We start from the raw sequence: 25,162 nt of genomic DNA, 5'->3' as shown, positions 1-25,162 counted from the left end.
TTAAGCTTTTTGATTGCTACCAAATAGACGAATTTTACTACGAATGACTTCTTTCATTGCCTCTTTACCAGGTCCTAGATATTTGCGGGGGTCATAGACTTTTGCATCCTTGGCAAAGATTTCGCGAATGGTATTGGTTAATGCTACTTGGTTTTCCGTATTGACATTGATTTTGCCAATTCCAGCGGCAATTGCTTTTTTAATCTCGTCATCAGGTATTCCAGACCCGCCATGAAGAACAAGGGGGATGTCAATTTCTTTGCTTACAGCCTCGATAATGTCATGACGAAGTTTTGGTATTCCTTTATACAACCCATGAGCACTGCCAACTGCAATCGCTAATGCATCAACACCTGTCAATTTATAGAATTCAATCGCTTGCTTAGGATCGGCTAAGCGAGCATTCGCTTCATCGACAGAGATATCGTCTTCCGTTCCACCAATCGTACCTAATTCTCCTTCAACAGAAACGCCCATTGCATGAGCGGCTTCAACGACTTTCTTGGTAATCTCTACATTTTTCTCAAATGGGTGGTGAGAACCGTCAATCATTACCGAAGAAAATCCAGCACGAATAAACTTCATCGCCACTTCAAAACTGCTTCCATGATCTAAATGAAGGGCTACAGGAACGGTTGCTTGTTCAGCAGCTACCTTTGCCATGGCGACGGCATATTCTAATCCCATATACTTAGCGGCTCCTTCACTCACTCCTAAAATAACCGGGGATTGTTCTTCTTCGGCAGCCTCAATAATCGCTTTCGTGAACTCGAGGTTGTTCATATTGAACTGCCCTACTGCGTATTTCCCTGCTTTTGCCGCTTTTAACATTTCGGTCATTGAAACTAAAGGCATGGATTGTTCTCCTTTCCAACTTATGTATAAGAATATTTAAAGGTAGTTTTTGTTTTTCCTATAAAAAGAATACCAAATCCAGTCATTAATTATATCATAGCGATCTATAAAAATACACCTAAAGTGTTGTAGTTTGATGGGCTGCTATTTGTTCTTTGACGATGGATCGAATTAGATCAATATCAAACGGTTTGGTAATATATGTAATCGCTCCAAGTTTTGTTGCTTCATTGATCATATCTAACTCACCATAAGCGGTCATCATAATCACTTTGATATCGCGATTGATCTTTTTTATCCGTTTAAGAATTTCTAAACCGTCCATTCCAGGGATTTTCATATCTAATAAAACGATATCAGGAGAGACTTGTTGGACGATTAACAGTGCTTCTTTCCCATTTGCTGCTTGGTAAGTTTGATATCCCTCTTTTCCAAAAACTTCATACAAAAGTACACGTATCCCAAATTGATCGTCAACGATTAATACTTTTTTCTTCACCTTTTTCCCCCCTCAGTTCTCCCTTGACCAAGAAAGACTATTTTTGTCAAAAAAAACACTAATATATATATTTCTATCTTGTTTTTAAATTTCCTTCTTTTTGTCAAAATTTTATCAAAATTTACGCCATTTATCAGAAAAATTTGCCGATTTTCATCTTATTCAAAAAAAGAGGCGAATAACGCCTCCTTTCCTACATCATTGGTTATTTAATTTGTTTTGTAAGGCCGCTTTTACAAATTCTCTAAATAATGGATGAGGACGATTCGGTCTGGAAATGAATTCGGGATGAAATTGGGTGGCTACAAACCAAGGATGGGATGGAATTTCGATAATCTCAACCAATCGCTCATCAGGTGAGGTTCCAGAGATTTTTAAACCTGCCTCTTGTAATTGATCCCTAAATTCGTTATTAAATTCATAACGATGACGGTGGCGTTCATACACCAGTTCCTCCTGATAAGCTTCCATCGCTTTTGAATCTTTTTCTAGTTTGCATGGATATAACCCTAATCTCATCGTTCCACCTAAATCTTCGATATCTTTTTGTTCTGGAAGTATATCGATAACAGGATAAGGAGTACGAAGATTAAATTCGGTACTATTCGCTTCTTTTAAACCTACCACATTTCTCGCAAACTCAATGACTGCTGTTTGCATACCTAAACAAATTCCTAAAAACGGAATGTTATTTTCCCTTGCATATTGGATGGTCGCAATTTTTCCTTCAATTCCCCGGTCGCCAAACCCCCCTGGAACCAAAATTCCATCCGCATCTTTTAATAATTGATGAGCATTTTCTTGGTTTACTAATTCTGCATCAATCCAGTCAATATCGATTTCCGTATCATTGCTAAAACCTGCATGATATAATGCTTCGGCAACACTTAGATACGCATCATGCAAAGAAACATATTTCCCAACAAGAGCGATTTTCGTGGTGTGTTTAAGGTTTTTGATTTTATTCACAAGTTCTTTCCATTCTGTCATATCTGCTGGTGACGTATCTAAGGATAGGTGTTTGACAACATATTCATCTAACCCCTGTTGTTGTAGCATTAAAGGTACATCATATAATGTATCCGCATCTAACGCTTCGATCACTGCTTCCTTTTCAATGTCACAAAATAAAGCAATTTTCTTCTTAATATCTTCTGATAAAGGGCGTTCCGTACGGCAAACAATGACATTTGGTTGAATACCGATACTGCGAAGCTCTTTTACACTGTGTTGGGTAGGTTTTGTCTTTAATTCACCTGATGCAGCGATATATGGAATCAATGTTACATGAATATACATTATATTTTCACGGCCAACATCATTTTTTAATTGGCGAATAGCTTCTAAGAAAGGTAGACTTTCGATATCACCTACAGTTCCACCTATTTCGGTGATCACCACATCGGCATGGGTTTCTTTTGCAGCACGAAAGATACGATCTTTAATTTCATTGGTAATATGAGGAATCACTTGAACCGTTCCGCCTAAATAATCCCCACGACGTTCTTTGGTGATGACGGAAGAATAAATTTTCCCTGCCGTTACATTATTGTTCTTACTTAGATTGATATCAATAAAACGTTCATAATGGCCTAAATCTAAATCCGTCTCAGCTCCATCATCTGTCACAAATACTTCCCCATGTTGGTAAGGGCTCATTGTACCAGGGTCGACATTGATATATGGATCGAATTTTTGGATCGTTACTTTTAAACCGCGATTCTTTAATAATCTTCCAAGGGAAGCAGCCGTAATTCCTTTTCCCAGACCAGATACTACACCGCCAGTTACAAAGATATACTTTGTCATGTCAAATCCTCCTCTGTCTTCTCTTATTTTGTCAAAAGTAAACAAAAAAAAACAAAAGTACCTTCCCTTTCGGGGGCACTTTTGCCTCATTTCAATTATTTAAATCTAAACAAAACGTTCAAAAATCTAAAGCCCATAGTGTATGTTACTCTCTCAATGAGAAAAAGTCAAGATTGAGATTTAATCTAAATCTAAATCTTCATCTTCATCCGCTTCAAATTCGTTCACATCATCATCTATAAAATCATCGTCAATGTCTGTATCATCATACTCATCTTCTAATTCATCATCGATGAATTCATCTTCATCTGTCAATTCTTCATCATCAACTTCTTCATCATATTCATAGTCAGTATCTTCATCTTCATCATCGTCGTCATTGAACCGCAAATGGACGGATTCGAGTTGATCGACAGGATACCACTGTTTTAAACCCCATTCGTTTTGTCCTAAACTAACAAAACGGCCGTCAATATTGATTTCCGTATATAATTGGACAATAAAATCGAATCGATCCTCTTCTGGCAAACCTTTTAGTTTAAATACTTCATCAGCCAATTCCTGATAAGTTAAGGTGTGTTTTGTTTGTTTCAAAATTTCATAAGCCAAATCGACCATTGGTTTTTCTTGAATGTTTCTTTTATCAAAAGTAAACGCGGTTTCAGCCATTGGCAGTGGCACATCCTTTCCATGTTCTTTGCCTAATTAAAAAACTCATAGTAAACAATATTGTAACCATTTTCGATAGGATGTCAAACCCTTATCGATTCTTTTTTTCTCCTATTAACTGTTCAAAGGTTTGTTTGGCCACATCAAACAAATTTACTTCTTGATGATAGATTTTTTCCATGACAATCTGATAAAAGTCGCTTTTTTTCCACTTCTCGATCCGATGTTGAAAAAAGTGATGCAAAATTTCTTCCAATTCCTTTTCTAAATCTTGTTTTCGCTGCCTATCAAGTATTCCCTTTTCTTTGATAAAGGAGAAATGGTTTTGCAGTGCCATCCATAATTCTATTATACCCTGATGTTCTGTGCTTATCGTCTTAAGAATCGGCGGTTTCCACAATGCTTGTTGTTTTGTCATCTCAATTAATAATTCAATTTCATGATACAACTTTTGGGAACCAGGGAGATCACTCTTATTGATCACAAAGATATCGGCGATTTCCATAAGTCCAGCTTTAAAGGCTTGAATACTATCCCCTGCTCCTGGATTTAGCACCACAACTGTACTATCAGCCACATTCATAATTTCTAATTCAGATTGGCCAACTCCCACCGTTTCAATCACAATGACATCGTTGCCCATCGCATCTAAAATCCTTACTGCTTCTTTCGTTGCTTTGGCAAGTCCACCAAGAGTTCCCCTGCTTCCCATACTGCGAATAAATACTCCAGGATCTGTTGCATGGTTTTGCATCCGTACTCGGTCACCTAAAAGGGCACCTCCAGAAAAAGGACTGGAGGGATCGATGGCAATCACGCCGATTTTTAAGCCTTGCCCTCTTATCTCTTGGATAAGTCGGTCAACAAGGGTACTTTTTCCTGCCCCTGGAGCTCCTGTAATTCCGATGATATGTGCTTTTCTTTGAAAACGGTATAAATGTTGAAGGAGTTCATATTTTTCTTGGCTATCATTTTCGATGATGGAAATTGCTTTGGCTGCACTTCTTTTGTCACCTTGGACAATCTTCTGAATAAGTTGTTCCACATCCCACACCTACAATCTTTGACTTTTTTATCATTATACAAAATATTCTGATATTATGATAGTCGGGTTTGTATCACTGGCTTGAATGTAAAAAACACGACTTCCAGTTTGAAGACTAGAAGTCGTGTTTTTCTCCAACGATCAAAAAAACATGCGATAAAGCTGATACCCTAAAAAGATTCCTATAATCCCCATAATGCCTGCAATCGCCGGTGGGGCTGGAATGGGGAGTTTAAAAAATGCAAAGATAAATCCTACAATGGATCCGGTTAATGTTGAAAGCAAAATTTCTTTCACCATATTGCCTCCTATGGATGATAATGAACGATCAATTGGTATCGACCTACCTTTTGTTTGCCAATGAAAAGGTCGTATTCTAACTCGATCTCCCCATGTTCATAGCTTTGAGATTGAATCTTTACTTTAAAGGGGTAGACTAACATCTCAAAGGCTCCATAGGGAGTTTGGTAAAAACTTTGATGAGGTTTCCCTTCTTGGAAAAATTGATTGGCTTTCGTTTCTCCTTGACGAAGAAGGGTTAGTTTGGCGGGGGATTCATTCCATTTCCATTTGAGAATCGTATTGGTTTTTCCTAATTGTTCTTGATCATCTTCGTATTTCAAGTAAAGATTTTGATCGTTTTTTAAATATAGCATCCCCTTATAATCATGTCGCCATTCTTCCACTTCTCCCGTTTCGTAAGCAATTTTTGTCTTAATATGAATCTGAATTTCTTTCATTTATTTCTTTTTCGTCCACCCTAAAAGGATTTCTCTTACCATTTTGGAAGCGAGAATGGCGGTTTGGTCAGCAGGATCATAAACAGGTGCAACTTCAACGATATCTGCTCCTACCACATTAATCCCAGAATTAGCGATTTCAACAATTGTAGCAAGCATTTCTTTGGAGGTAATCCCTCCCGATTCTAACGTTCCTGTCCCAGGGGCAAAAGCGGGATCTAATACATCAATATCGATCGTAATATAAACTGGGCGATTTTTGATTGTGGGCAATACCTTTTTTAAAGGTTCTAATACCTCAAAAGGATAGAAATGAAGATTTTCTTTGGCAAAGGCAAATTCTTCTTTTAATCCAGAACGAATTCCAAATTGATAAATATTTTCCCCTCCCATCAAATCCACTGCCTTGCGAATCGGAGTGGCGTGGGAGTAGGGCTCCCCTTCATAATCGGTGCGAAGATCCGCATGGGCATCAAGATGGAAAAGAATAAGATCGGGATACTTCTTATAGACTTCACGAATAATAGGCCAAGTTACAAGATGTTCACCGCCTAAACCAAGGGGAAATTTCCCATCGTTCAAAAGCTTACGAACATAATCCCCAATCATTTCAATACTTCTTTCCGCATTGCCAAAAGGAAGGGGAATATCCCCTGCATCAAAATATTTTATTTCTTTTAATTCCCGATCTAAATAGGGACTATATTCTTCTAAACCGATAGAGACTTCGCGGATTTTCTTCGGACCAAAACGGGAACCTGGGCGATAGCTCACGGTAAAATCCATTGGCATCCCATAAATAACGACCTCGGCATCTTCATACCTTGGATGGGAAGCGATAAAGACATTTCCCGAATAGGCTTCATCAAATCTCATTGACGTTTACTCCTTCACTAAATCCTCTACGAACTTGGGTAATTGGAAGACCGACTTATGAATTCTTGGTGAATAGTATTTGGTGTCTAAATCTTTTAATTGGGAATCATCGACGGTAAGTGGATCATACTTTTTCGATCCTAGGGTGAAACTCCAAAGTCCACTTGGATAAGTTGGAATACTTACCGTATACAAACGTGTGATTGGAAAGATGGAACGGATATCTTTTACCACCCGCTGAATCAAATCAGCGTTAAACCAAGGAGATTCCGTTTGAGCGACAAGGATTCCGTCTTCTTTTAATGAATCATAGATTCCTTGGTAAAAACCCTTTTCAAATAGGCCAACTGCAGGACCAACAGGCTCGGTGGAATCAACCATAATAACATCAAATTCGTTTTTATGTTCATGAATATAGCGAATTCCATCGACAACTTGTATATCTACTCTTGGATCATCCAATGCGCCTGCGATTTCAGGTAAATATTGTTTGGATGTCTCGATCACACGACCATCGATTTCGGCGAGAACGGCTTTTTCTACACTTTTGTGTTTGAGAATTTCGCGGATCGCACCTCCATCTCCCCCACCAACGACTAAGACTTTTTTTGGATTGGGGTGGGTATTTAAAGCAACATGGCTAATCATTTCATGATAGACAAATTCGTCTTTGATGGTTGTCATCACCATTCCATCAAGGACTAACATGCGGCCAAACTGGATGGTTTCGATAATATCAAGTTTCTGATATTCGGTTTGTTCTGTATGCAAGGTTTTAGTAATTTTTGTTGTAATCCCATGGTTTGGGGTTTGTTTTTCTGTATACCATAATTCCATTTGGCGTCCCTCTTTCTTCTATATTTTGCTAACATTAGCTTTCTTAAAAGCATGGAAAACTATGCGTCTTACACATAAAACAACAAAAGTATTATATAAAATCGCTGCAAAAAAGCAAAGAAAAAATATACGAACCCTTCAGCAATAAGTATAAGCTCCTTAAAATCTACCGATAATGGGTTAATAAATAGGTTTGTGATCGTAGAAAGAGGGAATTTGATGGGTCGATATGATGAATTGGAAGACTTTGCACTCTATCGTTTTCTCAGGGCTGTAAAACGAATGATAAAGTTGTTGTTCTTATTATTGATTGTTATCGGTATTCTGATTGGTATGTTTATAGTCTATCTAAAAGTAACACCACTACCTAATCCAGATATTGAGCAAACGACACTGATTTATTCGCTGGATGGAAAAGTGATTGACACGATTGATTCTGGAGAAAAAAGGATCTATGTACCTTTGTCGCAAATTCCTAAAGATCTCATTCACGCTACCCTTGCGATTGAAGATCGCAAATTTTATCACCATTTTGGTTTGGATCCGATCCGAATCGGAGGGGCCATCATTGCGGATCTTAAAAGTGGAGCAAAAGTTCAAGGTGCAAGTACGATTACGCAACAACTTGCCAAAAATCTCTACTTAACCCATGAAAAAACATGGCAGCGGAAAATGAAAGAAGCTCTTTTAACGGCAAAATTAGAGTTGAAATATAGCAAAGATCAAATCTTGGAAATGTACCTGAATCAGATTTATTATGGGCAATCGGCTTATGGGGTTCAAATGGCGGCATCCATTTATTTTAACAAAAATGTTTCTGAGTTAAATCTGGCAGAAAGTGCAATGTTAGCGGGCATTCCTAAAGGGCCAAGTTATTATTCTCCCTTTAAAAGTTTAGAAAAAGCAAAAAGCAGACAGAAACTGGTCCTGCAAGCGATGGTAGAGGAAGGATATATTACACAAGAGCAAGCAGATGAAGCCTATCATCAGCAACTTACATTTGCGAACCCGAATGAACGTTCTTTTGCTTCAAAAGCTCCATATTTTACCCAATATATTGAAAATGAGCTGATCCATCATTATGGGATCAGCGAACAAGAGTTACATTCTAGCGGTCTTAAGATTTATACCACTCTTGATTTATCCATGCAAGAAACAGCTGAAAAACTTCTAAAAGAAAAATTGCCAAAAGACCGTCCATTGCAAGTAGCCCTTGTTAGCATTGAACCTTCCACTGGATTTATTAAAACAATGATAGGAGGGCGAGACTTTCGCGAGAGTCAATTTAATCGGGTCTTCGCTAAGAGACAGCCTGGATCTGCTTTCAAACCGATTTTATATTTGGCAGCGCTTGAAAACGGCGTAACACCAGTAACTCAGCAAAAAAGTGAAGCCACTGTATTTTACCAAGAAAACGGTAAAGAATATCCCGTAAAAAACTTTAATGATCAATATCCTAATCGCAATATTGATCTACGTTTTGCCATTACCCATTCAGACAATATTTATGCCGTCAAAACCCATCTGAACATTGGCATGGACAAAGTGGTCGAAATGGGAAAACGATTAGGAATTGAGTCAAAACTAGACCCGATTCCATCCTTAGCATTGGGTTCTAATCTTGTCACACCGATGGAAATGACAAAAGCTTATGCAACCATCGCTAATCAAGGCAGAAAAATTGAACCGACTGCAATCCTTAAAATCGAAGACCATGAAGGAAACATTCTATATGAGAAAAAAGAAATTGAAGAGACCCAAGTTATTACACCAGCAGAAGCATTTGTGATGACCTATCTATTGGAAGGGGTATTTGAACCAGGGGGAACAGCTGCTAGCGTTGCCCCTATCTTGAAGCGGCCTGTTGCTGGAAAAACAGGAACAACCAATGACTATCGAGATCTTTGGTTAATTGGGTATACTCCTCAACTCGTGACTACTCTTTGGACAGGCTATGATAATGATGAGGAATTGAAAAAATATCAATCACACCGCAGCCAAGAATCCCAGCTAACAAAAGAGATTTGGGCCGAATATATGGAAAAAGTTCATCAATCTTCTGCACCACAGCTTTTTTCTGTACCTGAAGGAGTCGTTAGCCTGTATATTGATCCGCAAACAGGAAAAATAGCCAATGATCAATGTCCTAATCCTCGGTTGGAAGTTTTCATTGAAGGCACAGAACCTAAAGAAAGTTGCGATCTTCATAAGGGAGGTCAATTGTTAGATCCTAATAAAGTGAAGAAAACAGAGAAAAGATCCTTTTGGAGTAGAATGAAAAATTGGTGGAACGATTAAAAATATTTTTTATAATAGAGGTGAGAAAAAAACAAAGGAGTGATCGTCATGCCATTTGTAACCATTGAAATGATTGAAGGGCGCACACCTGAACAAAAACGAGAATTAGTAGAAAAGATTACGAAAGTAGTAGCAGAAACGGTAAATGTACCAGAAGAAAGGGTTTATGTCTTTATTGAGGATTTGAAAAAGGATCATTTCGCCCGTGGCGGCAAGCTCGTTATTGATCAGGAGTAATAGGAGTACATATAAAAAAGCTAGTATTCTTTGATTAAAGTATAAGGAGAGAAATACACTCCTAAAAGTCGCACTTATGGAAGAATACAAGCTAATCTCTCACGAACTGAATGCAAAAAATATGAGAGGGGCTATTACCCCTCTTTTTTCATACTTATTTTAATCTTGCTGCTTCTGCCAATAAATCAGCAATATGCATTACCCTTACCTTTCCTTCAAGCCCTGCACGCTGAACTCCAATTCGCATTTGCATTAAACAACCAGGATTAGCCACGACAACAATCTCTGCTTGGGTATTGATGACATTTACCATTTTCGCATCAAGAATTTGCATCGATTCATCATGATGAACGAGATTATAAGTGCCAGCCGATCCGCAACAAGTTCCCGCTCCCACCATTTCCACATACTCGATTCCTGGAATGGATTGAATCAATTTCCTCGGTTGCAACGTAACCTTTTGAACATTGGTTAAATGACAAGAATCCTGATAGGTCACTCGAACATTCATTGGATAGAGTTTTGGTAATTCATCTATTTCCGCAAGAATTTCATTAATATCTTTTACTTTTTTGACAAACGCTTTTGCCCGTTCTGCCCAAACTGGATCATCAGCAAGGAGCTTATCATATTCTTTTAGCATCGCTCCGCATCCCCCTTGGTTGTTCACCAAGTAGGAAGCTCCGGAACGTTCAAGCATTTCAATGTTTTTCTTCGCTAGATCTTTAGCTAGATCTACTTCTCCTGCGTGAGCATGAACAGCCCCACAGCAAGTTTGATTATCAGGAGTAACGATGGGAAACCCTGCCGCTTCTAATAACTTCATGGTTGAGACATTGGTTTCATAGAAAACCGTATCTTGAATACACCCAGAGAAAAAGGCAACGGTAGGCTTATTTGTCTTTTCTTTTGGTTCTACTCTTTTTGGGAGTTTTGCACGAAATGGTGCAACCTCTGGTAATGCGGCCTCAAATGTCCCCATATTCCATGGCAATAATTTTAAAATCCCACTTTTTCTTGCAATCTTTTGTAATCCCGATTTTTGATAGACTCTAATTCCGCCACGTATCCATCTCATCCGTTTTGGATAGGGGAGCAATTGTTTTAAGAATAACCATCGTACGGCTTTGACAGGTGGTGAGAATTTAGTCTTTTTAGTAATAACTTCTTTTGCATGCTCAAGCATCGTGCCATATTGAACCCCTGATGGACAAGCGACTTCACAAGCTCGACATCCCAAACATAAATCTAAAGATTCTGTAATATCTTTCGTTACCAATCCCCCATCTTGGACCGCCTTCATTAAAGCAATTCGTCCACGAGGTGTTGCCGTTTCTTTTGGAATAATCTTATAAGTTGGACAAACCGATAAACAAAAACCACATTGCATACAATTTAATAAATCGTCTTCCGAGATGCCAAGTGCTAAAGATACTTGCTGGCTCATGATTGAATAACCACTCTCTTTCTAGGCTGATCTGTAAACAGTTTGCCTGGATTGAGGATCCCTTTTGGATCAAAAGCCTTTTTAATCCCTTTCATGACTTCAATTCCTGATTGTCCTACTTTCCACTCGAGATAACCCGCTTTAGCGATTCCTACTCCATGTTCGCCAGTAATCGTTCCTCCTAATTCAATCGTTTTTTCGTAGATTTCATCAAAAGCTTTTTCCACCCGTTTTATTTCATCCGTGTTGCGAACATCTGTTAAACAGGTAGGATGTAGATTCCCATCACCTGCATGGCCAAAAGTACAAATCATTAAGTTATATTTTTTAGCCACATTTTTAATCGTTTCCACCATTGGCGCCAATTGAGACCTAGGAACAGTGGCATCCTCTAAAATCGTCGTTGGTTTTAAACGGGCTAAAGCTGAAAGAGCCATTCTTCTTGCTGTCATCAGTTGTTCCGCTTCTTTTGCAGTGTTTGCTACTTGTACCGATACTGCTTGTTCCTGACGACAAATTTCAGCCATCTTCTCTATATCCCGATCCACTTGGTCTTTACTTCCGTCTTGTTCCATTAATAAGATGGCTTCTACATCACGGGGAAGCCCGATTTTTACATAATCTTCAACGACATTAATCGTCGCATTATCCATGAATTCTAAAGTAACAGGGATAATTTTATTCGCAATAATTTTTGATACTGCCCGAGCCGCATCGGTCAAATCTTTAAAGATCGCTAACATTGTTCGTTTTGTTTCTGGTAATGGCAATAATTTCAGTGTTGCTTTTGTGATCACAGCTAAGGTACCTTCAGATCCGATTAATAACTTTGTTAAATCATACCCTGCTACGTCTTTTGCCAATTTGCCCCCAGTGTGAAGAATATCTCCATTTGGAAGTACTGCTTCAAGGGCAATCACATAATCCTTGGTCACCCCGTATTTCAGACCACGAAGACCCCCAGCATTTTCTGCAATATTACCGCCAATGGTGGAGATCCGTAGCGAACCAGGATCAGGTGGGTAAAATAATCCCTTTGCTTCAACGGCTTGATGTAATTCTTGGGTAATGACGCCAGGCTGTACCGTAGCGGTTAAATTTTCCTCATCGATTTCTAAGATCTGATTCATCCGATTCAATGCGAGGACGAGCCCGCCTTTTAATGGTACCGTGCCCCCACTTAGATTCGTTGCGGAGCCTCTAGGAACCACAGGAATATTGTTCTCATAAGCAATTTTCATAACTTTTGCGACTTCTTCCGTTGTTTTTGGCAATACAACGATATCGGGAAGTTCTTGATACATGGGTGTTGAATCATAGGAATACGCTACTAATTCCTCTGGCTGATCTAATACCCAATTTTCTCCCACGATTTCAACTAATCGTTGTTTTACTTGCGGGTCAATCATCTTATCCTCCCCCTAGGCGAAAAATAATTGGTTTTAAATAACTATTTCAGATTATCTGATGACCTTATGATAACATATATAAAAGCGTTATAAATTTATTTTTTTAAAATTTTTTTAACAATTCATTTTTTTGATACTGTTTTTTGTAAAGATTGTGATAAACTGTATTTAGTATTGTAACGGATGATGATTTAGTTGAGGTGTATGCGATGAAGTTGAAACAAATTAAGCCCCAAAAAATTTACGAAAGGGTAGCTGAACAATTGAAAGAAATGATCCTAGATGGGACGTTAAAGCCAGGGGAAAGATTATTATCTGTGAGGGAACTAGCAGAAGAACTACAAGTTGGACGAAGCGCAGTAAGAGAAGCCCTAAGTGCCCTAAGTGCAATGGGATTAATTGAAATTCGTCAAGGAGAAGGAACCTTTGTTAAAAAGTTTTCTGAAGCCGACCTTTTATCTTTAGATGTTTCCGATCAATTAATCGATATGGATCAGATTAAATCTTTGATGGAAGTAAGAAAAATCATCGAGGTTGGTGCGGTTGAATTAGCAGCACAAAGAAGAACCAATGAGGATCTTTTTCATCTGGAAAAAGCCCTGAATAAAATGAAAGAAGATTTAAAGACACTCGATGAAAACGAAGAAGCAGATTGGATGTTCCACTATGCCGTTGCAAGAGCAACAAAGAACAATATGCTTGTCTATATCATTGAGTCTATTTCCGACTCGATCAAAAAAAATCTTAAAACAAACCGCAAAATTTTATTCTCTTTACCTGGAACTCCTGAACAACTTTTAAAAGAGCATATGAATATTTACCTTGCGATTGAAAAAAAGGATCCTCAAGAAGCTAGATCATTAATGTTTGAACATCTACAGCGCGTTGAAGATAAAATCGTAGAATTAGCAAATCATTCTGCAAAGAAAAAAGGATGATTTTATCTTGTTTCCTCCCTTTTTTTGTTTTATACTATAAACATCTGATGACCTTATCATCGCATTACCGATCCGTATATGTACTTGCAAATCTGTCAAGTGGTTTATTACATCCCTCTCTTTTTATATTTTAAAGCCCATAGATTGATATCTCTATGGGCTTCTTTTTTAACTTTTATACAGAGGTTTCCATTTGTTTCCCTCTTCTTTTTTGCGTCCAGTCTTTCACAATGGGATAAAAAACAGATAAAACTGTTAAAATAATGAGAACAACGGATACGGTTGACTGAATAAAGATATGGAAATTCCCATTTGAAATCGTTAATGCCTGTCTAAAAGATTGTTCCATACTATTCCCTACGATAACTGCTAGAATCAGTGGGGCTGTCGGAATTTCGGCTTTATCCATAAAGTACCCAACTAACCCAAAAATGACAAGTAAATAAAAATCTACAATACTATTACTTATCGCATACGTACCGACAAAAGCTAAACCTAATACGATTGGGTATAAAATTTTTGGTGGTATCGCTAGAAGTCTTACTAATAATCCAGCTAATGGGATATTCACTATTGCTAAGATCACATTCCCGATAAACATACTGGCGATTAAACCCCATGTTATATCTGGGTGTTGTTGAAATAACATTGGACCTGGTTGGAGGCCTAACATGAGAAGTGCTCCCATCATTACAGCTGTCGTCCCTGACCCTGGGATGCCAAGAGTTAACATGGGAATTAATGCCCCGACTGATGCTGCATTATTCGCTGCCTCAGGAGCGGCTAATCCTTCGATTGCACCTTTCCCAAACTCTTTCGGGTTTTTTGACAATTGTTTTTCATTATTATAAGCCATTAAAGCAGCCATCGTACCGCCTGCACCAGGTAATGCTCCAATAAAAAATCCAAGCGGTGTACTTCTTAAAATTGGCCATTTACTGCGTTTCCAATCTTCTTTGGTGATCCAAATCCGTTGAAATTTGGTTTGCATTTTTTTCTTGCCTTCTTTAATACTTTGAAAGCTTTTATATACCTCTCCTAAAGCATACATCGCAATGATGACAACGAGGAAATCGATTCCTGTTTGTAATTCCATGATACCAAAAGTAAAACGTTCAACCCCTGATTGTGCGTCAATGCCAACTGTGGAGATCATCAATCCAAAGATCATGGAGATAAATCCCTTTAACAAATTCTCTTTGGCTAAAGAGGCGGTTGCCGACAAAGCGAAAACCATCAATAAAAAATATTCAGCAGGGCCAAATTTTAATGCAAAATGAGCAACTGGATCAGCTACAAAAACCATAATGATGGTGGAGATGATTCCTCCAATAAATGAAGCAATTGCTGATATGGCTAATGCTGCTTCCGCCCTTCCATTCATCGCCATTGGGTATCCATCAAATGTCGATGCAATCGCTGCTCCATCTCCAGGGGTATTGATTAAAATTGCACTTCGTGAACCACCATACATTGCGCCATAATACACACCAGCCATAGTGATTAACGCTGCGGTTGGGCCCATTGTAAATGTTAGAGGGAGGAGAACAGCTACCCCAGTTGCTGGTCCAAGGCCTGGTAACATGCCAATGATTGTCCCTAGAATTCCCCCTAGAGTCACCCAAAATAGATTTTCTGGCGTTATTGCTACTAACATCCCATCGAATAAATGTTTTAAGACTTCCATTTTGCATCACCTCCATTGCATCAAAATTCAATAAATGGGATTTTGGGTAAAATGATCCCAAGAAACTTAGAGAAGATAATATAAATTCCAAGCGAAAATGTAATTGAAACGATGATATTCACCTTCCATTGTTTCTTTCCATTGACTACAAATAGAATTGCTCCCATAAAGAAGATCGTTGATAAAACATAACCAAATAAATCAAAAATGAAAGCATAAATAATACTTACCACGCTTGTGAAGGTAATCAACTTTGCCGTATAGCTAATCCCTTTTTCCTTCGTTATAGATTCCTTTCCCTTCCATCCTTCTTTTAGTACTGTTCGGATGAAAAGGATCATTCCAAAAACAAACATAAATACTCCTAAACCTAGAGGGAAATAAATAGGGGCCATATTACTTCCAACTGTCGCTCTTGGTAATTGGTAAGCTTGAACACTATAGACAATACCGATCACCATTGCAACGATGGAAGTGATGATTGATTTATTCACCTAAGTCACCACCTTTTATAAAAAGGAGCCAATTTAAAAAATGGCTCCTTATTATTGTTGTTACTTTAACATGCCAATTTCCTGCAGTATCTCTTTATATTTTTCATTTTGCTCCTCTAAAAACTTCTTAAATTCTTCACTTTTTGCAAAAGCTAAATCCCAACCATTATTCTCTGCTGCTTTTTTCCACTCTGGCGTTTCAACCATTTTGGCAAGGGTATCTTCCCAATATTTCAACGCATAATCTGGCATTCCCGGAGGTCCAAATAGTCCTCTCCAGTTTTCAAATGTCGCATCAATACCTTGTTCTTTTGCAGTTGGAATTGTAGCAAGAACTCCCGTCCCTACTCTTTTTGGAGCTGTTGTTGCAAGAACTTTCAATTGTCCACTTTCTGCTAACGCTCTAACCTCGCCTAAACCTGAAGTGAGGAGATCAAGATGGCCACCCATCACTTGTGCCGCACCTGAATTATCTTGGAAGCTCACATAGTCAATATCTCTTAAGTTTTTCACCCCAGCTGCTTTAGCCATAAGAAGAAACTGGATATGATCCATACTTCCGGCAGAAGAATTGCCGCCAATCTTCACACTTTTTGGATCTTTTTTAAGTGCCTCCATTACATCTTTTAAGGAGTTATAAGGTGAATTTTTGGAAACAGCAAATGCACCATAGTCGGTAATTAATTTTGCTATCGGCGTTGTGTCTTTGTAACTATAATTCGTTGCCCCTGTTAAATTAATTAAAAGCAAAGGCGGAGAATATACCGCTATAATTGAATCGCTACCTTTCTTTTCTTGTAAATAAGCTAAAGCGACCCCACCTCCACCACCAGGTTTATTCGTTACGGGCATTGGAACAGATACTAATTTCGTATCTTCTAGTGTTTTTGCTACCGTCCGAATGGTTAAATCCCATCCTCCTCCAGCCCCAGCTGGTGCGATAAATTCCATCGCTTTTTTCGGATACTTGATATCACTTGCATTGCCTGAAGTTTGTTTAGAACTACTACACCCTGCAACGACTAAAACAATACTCAACAAAAAAATGGTTAAAATAAAAGAAAACCGTTTCAACATGAACCACCATCCTTTTTTCTAATTTTCTGTGTTTTAAGAATAGCATGGTAATTCATTATTGAAAACGATTTCTATCATTCTATTTATTTAATGATTAAAATCCATTTTGTTCATTTTGTTCACTGAATAACACTATTGATCTAAAGGACAATAAACCCGCTCTGGCCGCCCTACTGTTCCATAGCGTAGTTCTGCTTTTATCTCTTCTTTCTTCAATAAATACTCTAAATACCTTCTGGCAGTAGTACGGCTAATCCCTAACTGTTTAGCAACTTCTTCAGCAGTAAATCCTGTTTGTAATTGTGCGATAAACCTCTGTATCCTTTCTAATGTAATCGGGTCGATCCCTTTTGGGGATTTTTCTCGATCGTTTGCAAAAGATTTATCCATAATGGAATCAATTTCATGTTGATCCAATTCTTTTTCTTTTTTCAGCTTTTCTCTATATTGATGATACTTCTTTAAAGAATACTGTAATCTTTCCATACGAATCGGTTTTATCAGATAGTCAAAGACACCATAGCGTAGAAAATATTCTAAAGTAGTAACCTCTTTTGCTGCTGTTATCGTGATAATATCTATTTTGGGGTAGTTTTCTTTAATCAAGCGAAATATCTTTTCACCGGAAATATCAGGAATATATACGTCCAAAAGCACTAAGTCGGGCTGATATTTGTCAATCATCTCCATACCGGTTTTTCCGTTCAATGCTATACCAACAACCTGAAATCCTTTCACTTGTTCGACAAACCCTCGATTAATTTCCGCAATCCGATAATCATCTTCAATGATCACGATTCGGTACATAAATTCTCCCTCTTTCTACTTTAATGGAATGATAACTTCAAATATTACCCCTGTATGTTCCGGTTGGTAGAAAGATATTTTTCCATTATATTTGTTAACCAATGAACGAGCTAAAGCTAAACCCATTCCTCTTTTATCCCCTTTTGTTGAAAAACCATCTTCAAAGATATGCTTGCTTATATCTTCAGCAATTCCTTTTCCCCAATCTTCAATCATAAAATCAATAGATGTTTCTGTTTGTTTTAATCGTATCTTTATTTTTCTATAAGGTTCTGATTGGTCACGAACAGCATCTAATGAATTTTCAATTAAATTTCCATAGATCGTAATTAAATCATCAACACTAAGTGCTGGACTTGATAAATAACGTGTATCTGGGTCGATTAATAGTCTCACTTTTAGTTCCTCTGCACGAGTTAATTTTCCAATGAAAAAAGCAGCCATTTTAGGATCAGCAATATGTTCTTTTAAAAATTCAAACATATTATCCTCTTGAACCGTCTTTTCAGTAATAAATTCAATCGCCTCCTGTAGTTTCCCTAATTGGAGCAAACCAGAAATGGTATATAATTTGTTCACAAACTCATGATTCTGAGCTCGAAGTGTATCGAGATAGATTTTATGATCAGATAATTCCTGAAGTAACTGGTCTATTTCCGTTTTACGGCGAAAACTTGCTACTGCACCTATAACCTCATTTTTTACAATCATTGGTACTTGGTTGGTAACGACCCATTCATTTCCTATCAACATCTCTTGGTCATATTGGGCCTTTCCTGTTTCTAATACATTCATAAACTTGGTATTTGGAATCACTTCCTTTATTGGTTTCCCAATATGATTTTCCTGATCCATAAAGTCTTTTAGCAATTCTTTTGCCGCTTGGTTAATCATTGTGATTCTGCCTTTTTGGTCAACAGCAATAATTCCTTCTTTAATACTTTCCAGCATGGTTTGTCTTTGTAAAAAAAGTTGTGAAATCTCATCAGGTTCTAAGCCGAAAATATCTTTCTTAATATTCCGAGATAAAAATAGTGATCCTAATGTTCCTATAAATAAGACAAGAATCACGATTCCGATAATCTTAATAATTTGTGAGTACTCTTTTTCTTTAATATCTTCAATCAGGAATCCAACGGAAACAACGCCAATTACTTGATGTTTTTCATTAAAGATGGGCGCCTTCCCTCTAAGAGATGGACCTAATGTTCCGACAGCTTTTGATATAATGGCTTGTCCCTCTTTTAAAACGGGTTCATTATCCCCGCCTACCATTTGTTTGCCTAGGCGGTCAGGATATGGGTGGGAGTAACGAACTCCATCTTGATTCCCAATGACAACAAATTCTGCACCAACCTCTTTGCGAATTTGTTCAGCAAGGGGTTGAATGATTTGACTTGGATTCTGACTTTTAAATGCTTCGTGAATCTCAGGCATTAAAGCAATTGTTTTAGCAATATTTAATGCATTTTCCCCAATCTTCCTTTCTAGGATAGAGGTTAAAAGATAAGAAGAGTAGAATCCTAATATGAATATAATGATCAGACTAAAAATCGTAGATAAAATCATGATTTTTGTTTGTAATCGAAGACGTCTTTTTTTCATTAAACCACCCTTGTTAACTACTACTATAATCATACAAAATATTTTTTCTATTTTGTCATTTTTTCAGCTAATTTTAATGAAAACATACAAAAAAAAAGAGACCAGTACAGTCTCTATTCTTGATTGTTCAGATAATACTTTCCCTGCCATGTGTTTCTTCGTTCTAGTTCTTGGTCAATACCATTTAATACTTCCCATTTTTTCAATGTCCATAAGGGTTCTACTAGAAGCTCTCTTGGTCCATCACCGGTTAAACGATGGATGACCATCTCTGGTGGCAATATTTCTAACATGTCGACGACTAATTTCGTATAGGTTTCTCGGTCCATAAAATGAAGTTTTCCTTCTTGATATAATTTCATCATAGGTGTCTTTTTCAACAGGTGGAGCATATGGATCTTGATTCCTTGAATTGGAAGGTTAGCGACTGCCCTTGCCGTTTCCATCATCTCTTCCATCGTTTCCCCAGGTAAATTGACAATAATATGAACAACAACATCAATCTTTCGCTCTCTTAGTTTATGAACTCCATCCAAAAAAACTTGATAATCATGGCCGCGATTAATTAATATTTGGGTATGCTCATGGATCGTTTGCAACCCTAATTCGACCCATAATTTCGTTTTCTGATTCACTTCCGAAAGTACGTCTAATACCTCATCTGGCAAACAATCGGGTCTAGTTGCTATGGATAATCCAACGACACCTTCTTCTTCTAAGATCGCATCATACATTTCCCTTAATTGTTCTGCTGGTGCATAGGTGTTGGAGAAGGCTTGAAAATAACCAATATACTTTGCCTTTGGCCATTTCTTATGCAGCCTGTCCCTTATTTGGCGAAATTGTTGTTTCAGATCGAAGCGCCTGTTACCAGCAAAATCACCTGAACCTCTTGCACTACAAAAGATACATCCTCCAGTAGCTACAGTTCCATCCCGATTTGGACAAGTAAAACCGCCATCTAAAGAAACTTTGAACACTTTTTCGCCAAAAAGTTTTCGGTATTCATAGTTTAATGTGTGGTATCTTTTATTTCCCCATAATAAAGGTTGCTCTAGTTCCTGATTTATTCTCATGATGTGTTCCTTTCTATTACAGCAATCATTTAAACCCTATTTTAACATATTCATAGCTTAAAAAGGAGGCTGAGGTGTTGGAAGATTTATATAAATAGGTTTGTATATTCCAACGCGCTTTGTTGTCCGTGTATAAGGTTAGGAGCACGTTAAAACATACAAGCTAGTTGCAAACCTATTTACGAGGGTCTTATATATAAAAAAAGCCCTTCCATTTTACTGGAAAGGCAAGGGAAGAGATTCAGTTTATGAGGCAACACTTTGTCCTTTTCTCATTTGTTTTAATTTTGGTAAAAGGTAATAATCTACGCCCCAGCGGTATGCTGCAGGTCCCATTGCTAATAGGATAATCGCTACGGTATATAAAATTGGGTTTGTCGATGTTGTTCCAGCGAGCATAAAGTTTAGATTCATAAATGCACCAGCTAATAATGCGATCGTTGTAAAAGTACCTAAAATAAGGCCTAATCCTACTAAAAATTCACCCCAAGGAATAAGGAAATTGAACAAACCCACATTAGGAATTGCAAATCCTTCTAAGAAGGAAGCATACCAACCTTGAACTGCGGGATGATCGCCTGTTGCTTTTTTCAAAGCTCCCATTAAGAAACCTTTTGCATCAAAAGCTTCTGGTCCAGTTAATTTTTCCCAACCAGCTTCAATCCATTGAACTCCTAACCATATACGAACAATTGCCCAGAAGATTGCCGCTTTGTCTCCACGCAAAGCTTTTAACATCCCTATCACCCTTTTTTAGATTTTAATAGAGCGCTCTATTTGTCTTAAATATAAATCTAAAGTAAAATTATGAAAAGGCACTTCACAATTCCGTCATATCTCGTTCAAAATTCGGACAATTTTAAAGACACAAAATGTTCAAGAATTATTCTAAATTAGAGCAATTGGTGGATTAAATCCTCTAAATCCTTGGCAACTATTTTTGGTTGGTAGTCTAAGCCTTTTAGGTCTTCTTTACGGGAGATGCCGGTTAAAACCAAAGCCGTTTTTAATTTGGCGAATACCCCTGCTTTTATATCTGTGAGCAAATTGTCCCCAACTACCCAGATGTTTTCCCTTTTTAATGTTGGTACTTTTCTCATTAAACGCTCAATTGCATATTCCATAATAATCGGAGATGGTTTGCCAATCACAACGGCTTCTTTTTTTGCTGCTGTCTGAATGGCTGCTGCAATCGATCCTGCCCCAGGGATCGGTCCTTCATCTGAGGGGAGTAAATGATCGGGGTTCGTATTAATAAATTCTGCTCCTAAATGAATGAATTGAATGGCTTTTGCTAGTTTTTCATAAGTAAACTTTCGATCAATCCCCTGAACCACTGCATCTACGTTCCCAGATTCACTTAGAATAAACCCCATTTTTGTTAACGCATCTTCTAAGCCCTCTTCACCAATCATATACACTATTTTACCGATTTGATGTTCTACCATATATTGAGCAGCACCTTGTGCACTTGTGTAAATTTCATCTACAAATGCTTGAATCCCCATCTCTTGTAAATGGTTGGCCACCATTTCAGGGGTGCGGGAAGAATTATTCGTAACAAATAAAAAAGGGAGTCCTTTTTCTCTAAGCTTTTCAACAAATTCCTTTGCTTTTGGAATGGCCACTTTTCCATGGTACATCGTTCCGTCTAAATCGATTAAGAATCCTAGCATGGAGATTTCTCCTTTCCAATCCATTTAGCGTCGTTTCCCGCTCTCATCTTAATTATTCTATATATTCATCTTCAGGAATACGAATCCATTTTTTCAAATAACCCTTTTCATAAAGCGCTTTAATTAAGATTACTAGAACTGGAGATAAGATGACTCCAGCAACACCAAATAATGAGAGGGAAATCACCATAAACGAAAGCATGGTAAATGCCGATACCCCTAATGATTCCCCTGTTATTTTTGGTTCAGCTATTTGTCGAAATACAATCACCACAAGCAGTAACAACCCTAACCAGAATGCACGTACGGTATTGCCGATTATGATTAAATAAATGATCCAAGGGATAAACACGGTAGATATCCCGAGAATCGGTAACATATCAAAAAAGGCAGCAAGCAAAGAGATAGAAAATGAATTTTCAATCCCTAATAATAATAAACCGATGAAGATCATGATAAATGTAAAGCTAATTAACTTTAATTGAGCTTTGATGTAAGTTAGAATTCCCTTAATGACATGCTCTTTTAAAAAGTAGAAGGCCCTTTTAAATGTTTTTGGCGTTTTCTCTTCTGCTAAACGTTTCCACATAACAATCTCAAGACTCAAAAAGTAAGCCAGAATCAGCCCAAGGACAAAATTAACAACGAGAGTAGGGATTGAGGTTAAGAAATGAAAAATTCCAAGTAAGACCCCTGATAAAAAGGCTGAGCTTTTATCCGCAATGATTTGCGAATAGTCTCGCACTTTTTCAACAACATTAGGAGGTAGAGCACTTAACTTTCCTTGAATATCATGAGCCTTTGCCATTAACTCTTCTTGGAAGAAATAGATGTATCGAGGGAGTGATTCAGCTAATTGTTGGATTTGTAAGGTAAAAATAATTCCAAATGTCACTACGATTCCTAAAATAATTAAGATAAAAACTAAAGTGGATATGGTAGTTGCCATTGATTTTTTAATCCCTCTTTTATGTAAGAAGCGAGCGAGAGGTTCAATCAACAAATAAATTACAAAACCAATAAAAATGGGCTTAGCAATATTATATACATAACTAAAAACAAGCATGATTAAATAAACCGTTAAGATGAGCAGGAAAATATCAAACACCGTTTTGGCATATTTCTTATAAAACGTAAACAAAATGGTTAAGCCTCCTCTTGGTCAATACTCTCTAATGGATAAAGCTATAATCCAAACAGCCATTGAAACGCAGCTACTAACGAATTCAAGATATAAGGAACCAGCTGATGAAAAATAGGTTGAAATACATAATCACCAAGGGGTGTGATAATAAGAAATAGAAAGAGAAAAATCCCATACTGTTCATATTGGGTTAATCGGGCTCTTACATCTGCTGGTGCTAGATCTTCGATGATGCGATAACCATCTAGTGGCGGAAAAGGTAGTAGATTAAAGACAAAGAGAACGACATTTAAAGAAACAATCATGTTTACCATTTGATTGATAAAAAGATACATCGATTCACCTAGATTGGATAGGATTCCCCCTTTATATAGTGCAAAGTAAAGACCAATAAAGAAAATGGCAATCAATAGATTACTAAAAGGTCCTGCAAATGAAACCAATGCCCCTGACAATCTTCGATGTCGAAAATGGAAAGGATTCACGGGAACTGGCTTTGCCCAACCAAATCCAGCGATAAAAATCATTAACGTCCCAAATATATCCAAGTGGGCAGCGGGATTTAAGGTAAGCCTTCCTGCGTTTTTTGCCGTCGGATCTCCTAGTTTATAAGCCACATACGCATGACTAAATTCGTGCACAGTAAAAGCAATGATTAAAGCAGTAATTACATAAGGTAATTGGGATATAGGGTAATAAAGAAATTGCTGAATATTCTCCATAATCAGTCTCCATTCACATATTTTTTAGAATTTCTTTCAATCTATTTTATCATTTTTATTTTATAATAATATCAGATAAGATGATCAGTTCACCTGATGTTTTGCAAGGCATTTGGAACAGAGGTGTAAAAATGAGAAAGTTTATCGGTCCGCGTATATTAAAAACGGGTATTGGGGTTACCTTTGCTCTCATTGTTTCTCAACTTCTTCATCTCAATACTACGTTTACTGGCGTAGTAACCCTTATTGGCATGAAAGAAACGATCAAAAAAACGGTGCAATATGGTTCAACATTATTTGCAGGAAGCATTCTTTCATTAATCGTTGGTTTTATCTTAGGAACCAGTCTTGGAGTAAGTCCACTTATTTTTGGCCTTGGTACGATTCTTATCATTGCGATCCTTGTTGCTTTTCGTTTGGTTGATGGCCTGATTTTATCTGTAATTGTCATGTACCATGTCTTCGATGCTTTCCCTATGGATTTTTACCAATTCGTCTCATTCTCTTTTCGCGAACTGTTGATTTTAATCATTGGAATTCTCAGTAGTATTATCGTCAACTTATTAGCCCCACAAAAATACGATCAGCAATTAAAAGAGGAAATTGATCATTACTATTCCATTCTCAGTGAGTATCTCTTATCGATCGCAAAATGGATAAAAAATCCTGAGAAAGAACTTCCTCTTTCTTTACATGAATTCTACCAACACCAAAAAGACATAAAACGATTGATTAAAAAAGCAGAAATAGGCATCGAAAATTGTTTTTCAGCAAATAGCAAGATACAATATGAATCCTATATCATGAAGTTCAAGGCGATTCAAAAATTAATATCGATCATCGAGGATATGATGTTGGAAATGAAAAGAATATCTGGAACCCACCTTCAAACTTATCCCGTATCAAGGGCGATGGAATTATTAGCCAAAATCCAACAACACCCTGAAGAAACCACCTACTCTACTTATCAAAGAACAAAAGTCGTTCTAAACCATTTAAATGAATATTTTGAATTATCTCCTTTACCGGAAACGAGAAGTGAATTTATCGATCGGTCTTCATTACACCATTTATTTTTATCGATTTATGATTACCTTGAGATTTTAACCCTTCTCCATTCAGAAAAGGAAAAGGAAATAGAAAAGGAAACAATCCAAAAAAAATGGAATCTTGGTCAATTAATTTCACAAAACTTAATCAAGTAAGTTTTTAAAA

25 protein-coding genes are annotated in these 25,162 nt (G+C 37.4%); 4 read left to right on the top strand and 21 right to left on the bottom strand.

Annotated features, from left to right (window positions below):
* The 9 genes from fba to speE form a co-directional block, all read right to left on the bottom strand.
* Window positions 1-855 (bottom strand): class II fructose-1,6-bisphosphate aldolase, encoded by an 855-nt coding sequence (gene fba / locus ACMW72_RS03620; RefSeq protein ID WP_418367477.1) that lies wholly within the window; start codon window positions 853-855, stop codon window positions 1-3.
* Window positions 856-973: 118 nt separating this feature from the next.
* The gene (locus tag ACMW72_RS03615) at window positions 974-1,354 is read right to left on the bottom strand and encodes a response regulator (RefSeq protein WP_418367476.1); all 381 of its coding nucleotides are present in this window, start codon (window positions 1,352-1,354) and stop codon (window positions 974-976) included.
* Window positions 1,355-1,552: 198 nt separating this feature from the next.
* Window positions 1,553-3,163 carry a CTP synthase gene (locus tag ACMW72_RS03610; RefSeq protein WP_418367475.1) on the bottom strand — a complete coding sequence of 537 codons (1,611 nt, stop codon included), beginning with the start codon at window positions 3,161-3,163 and terminating at the stop codon, window positions 1,553-1,555.
* Between the two features lie 180 nt (window positions 3,164-3,343).
* Window positions 3,344-3,832: a DNA-directed RNA polymerase subunit delta gene (gene rpoE, locus ACMW72_RS03605; RefSeq protein ID WP_418367474.1), complete on the bottom strand. Its 489-nt coding sequence runs from the start codon at window positions 3,830-3,832 to the stop codon at window positions 3,344-3,346.
* Between the two features lie 91 nt (window positions 3,833-3,923).
* Window positions 3,924-4,877 (bottom strand): methylmalonyl Co-A mutase-associated GTPase MeaB, encoded by a 954-nt coding sequence (meaB, locus tag ACMW72_RS03600; RefSeq protein ID WP_418367473.1) that lies wholly within the window; start codon window positions 4,875-4,877, stop codon window positions 3,924-3,926.
* Window positions 4,878-5,018: 141 nt separating this feature from the next.
* A complete protein-coding gene (locus tag ACMW72_RS03595; RefSeq protein ID WP_418367472.1) occupies window positions 5,019-5,174 on the bottom strand; it encodes a XapX domain-containing protein in 156 nt (51 codons plus the stop codon).
* Window positions 5,175-5,185: 11 nt separating this feature from the next.
* Complete coding sequence (locus tag ACMW72_RS03590; RefSeq protein ID WP_418367471.1) at window positions 5,186-5,617, bottom strand: DUF1934 domain-containing protein; 432 nt, start codon at window positions 5,615-5,617, stop codon at window positions 5,186-5,188.
* Window positions 5,618-6,493, bottom strand: a complete 876-nt coding sequence (gene speB, locus ACMW72_RS03585) for an agmatinase (RefSeq protein ID WP_418367470.1) — start codon at window positions 6,491-6,493, stop codon at window positions 5,618-5,620.
* 6 nt (window positions 6,494-6,499) lie between these two features.
* Window positions 6,500-7,330, bottom strand: coding sequence for a polyamine aminopropyltransferase (speE, locus tag ACMW72_RS03580; RefSeq protein WP_418367469.1), 831 nt, complete (start codon window positions 7,328-7,330; stop codon window positions 6,500-6,502).
* A gap of 219 nt (window positions 7,331-7,549) precedes the next feature.
* Between speE and ACMW72_RS03575 the strand changes: the two genes are divergently transcribed.
* On the top strand, window positions 7,550-9,628 hold the full coding sequence (locus tag ACMW72_RS03575) for a transglycosylase domain-containing protein (protein ID WP_418367468.1): 2,079 nt from the start codon (window positions 7,550-7,552) through the stop codon (window positions 9,626-9,628).
* Between the two features lie 48 nt (window positions 9,629-9,676).
* On the top strand, window positions 9,677-9,865 hold the full coding sequence (locus tag ACMW72_RS03570; protein WP_418367467.1) for a 2-hydroxymuconate tautomerase: 189 nt from the start codon (window positions 9,677-9,679) through the stop codon (window positions 9,863-9,865).
* A 154-nt stretch (window positions 9,866-10,019) separates the two neighbouring features.
* On the opposite strand, the gene ACMW72_RS03565 is transcribed toward ACMW72_RS03570, so the two are convergent.
* Window positions 10,020-11,312: a (Fe-S)-binding protein gene (locus ACMW72_RS03565; protein WP_418367466.1), complete on the bottom strand. Its 1,293-nt coding sequence runs from the start codon at window positions 11,310-11,312 to the stop codon at window positions 10,020-10,022.
* Window positions 11,309-12,721, bottom strand: a complete 1,413-nt coding sequence (glcD, locus tag ACMW72_RS03560; RefSeq protein WP_418367465.1) for a glycolate oxidase subunit GlcD — start codon at window positions 12,719-12,721, stop codon at window positions 11,309-11,311. The genes ACMW72_RS03565 and glcD overlap by 4 nt, the downstream gene beginning before the upstream one ends.
* Before the next feature lie 209 nt (window positions 12,722-12,930).
* Here glcD and ACMW72_RS03555 point away from each other — a divergent pair, with 209 nt between their 5' ends.
* On the top strand, window positions 12,931-13,659 hold the full coding sequence (locus ACMW72_RS03555) for a FadR/GntR family transcriptional regulator (RefSeq protein ID WP_418367464.1): 729 nt from the start codon (window positions 12,931-12,933) through the stop codon (window positions 13,657-13,659).
* A gap of 175 nt (window positions 13,660-13,834) precedes the next feature.
* Here the strand turns inward: ACMW72_RS03555 and ACMW72_RS03550 are convergent, their stop codons facing one another.
* The 10 genes from ACMW72_RS03550 to ACMW72_RS03505 all read right to left on the bottom strand — a co-directional run bounded on the left by ACMW72_RS03550 (window position 13,835) and on the right by ACMW72_RS03505 (window position 23,938).
* The gene (locus ACMW72_RS03550) at window positions 13,835-15,346 is read right to left on the bottom strand and encodes a tripartite tricarboxylate transporter permease (protein ID WP_418367463.1); all 1,512 of its coding nucleotides are present in this window, start codon (window positions 15,344-15,346) and stop codon (window positions 13,835-13,837) included.
* A 20-nt stretch (window positions 15,347-15,366) separates the two neighbouring features.
* Window positions 15,367-15,840, bottom strand: coding sequence for a tripartite tricarboxylate transporter TctB family protein (locus tag ACMW72_RS03545; RefSeq protein ID WP_418367462.1), 474 nt, complete (start codon window positions 15,838-15,840; stop codon window positions 15,367-15,369).
* 60 nt (window positions 15,841-15,900) lie between these two features.
* Window positions 15,901-16,917, bottom strand: coding sequence for a tripartite tricarboxylate transporter substrate binding protein (locus tag ACMW72_RS03540; RefSeq protein WP_418367461.1), 1,017 nt, complete (start codon window positions 16,915-16,917; stop codon window positions 15,901-15,903).
* Between the two features lie 132 nt (window positions 16,918-17,049).
* On the bottom strand, window positions 17,050-17,724 hold the full coding sequence (locus ACMW72_RS03535; RefSeq protein ID WP_418367460.1) for a response regulator: 675 nt from the start codon (window positions 17,722-17,724) through the stop codon (window positions 17,050-17,052).
* Window positions 17,725-17,739: 15 nt separating this feature from the next.
* Window positions 17,740-19,329, bottom strand: a complete 1,590-nt coding sequence (locus ACMW72_RS03530; RefSeq protein WP_418367459.1) for an ATP-binding protein — start codon at window positions 19,327-19,329, stop codon at window positions 17,740-17,742.
* A 113-nt stretch (window positions 19,330-19,442) separates the two neighbouring features.
* Window positions 19,443-20,405, bottom strand: coding sequence for a TIGR01212 family radical SAM protein (locus ACMW72_RS03525; RefSeq protein WP_418367458.1), 963 nt, complete (start codon window positions 20,403-20,405; stop codon window positions 19,443-19,445).
* Window positions 20,406-20,651: 246 nt separating this feature from the next.
* Entirely contained in the window at window positions 20,652-21,143 is a 492-nt protein-coding gene (locus ACMW72_RS03520; RefSeq protein ID WP_418367457.1) for a DoxX family protein, read from the bottom strand.
* 155 nt (window positions 21,144-21,298) lie between these two features.
* Window positions 21,299-22,105 carry a TIGR01457 family HAD-type hydrolase gene (locus ACMW72_RS03515; protein ID WP_418367456.1) on the bottom strand — a complete coding sequence of 269 codons (807 nt, stop codon included), beginning with the start codon at window positions 22,103-22,105 and terminating at the stop codon, window positions 21,299-21,301.
* Between the two features lie 28 nt (window positions 22,106-22,133).
* Window positions 22,134-23,222, bottom strand: a complete 1,089-nt coding sequence (gene ytvI / locus ACMW72_RS03510) for a sporulation integral membrane protein YtvI (RefSeq protein WP_418367455.1) — start codon at window positions 23,220-23,222, stop codon at window positions 22,134-22,136.
* Window positions 23,223-23,266: 44 nt separating this feature from the next.
* Complete coding sequence (locus ACMW72_RS03505; RefSeq protein ID WP_418367710.1) at window positions 23,267-23,938, bottom strand: site-2 protease family protein; 672 nt, start codon at window positions 23,936-23,938, stop codon at window positions 23,267-23,269.
* A gap of 140 nt (window positions 23,939-24,078) precedes the next feature.
* On the opposite strand from ACMW72_RS03505, the gene ACMW72_RS03500 reads away from it, so the two are divergent.
* Entirely contained in the window at window positions 24,079-25,152 is a 1,074-nt protein-coding gene (locus ACMW72_RS03500; protein ID WP_418367454.1) for an aromatic acid exporter family protein, read from the top strand.
* The last annotated feature ends 10 nt before the right edge of the window (window positions 25,153-25,162 follow it).

This window comes from Tepidibacillus sp. LV47, from assembly GCF_048381575.1.
Classification (GTDB): Bacteria; Bacillota; Bacilli; order Tepidibacillales; family Tepidibacillaceae; genus Tepidibacillus.
Note: the sequence above shows the minus strand (reverse complement) of the source record. Positions and strands in the feature narration are given on the sequence as shown.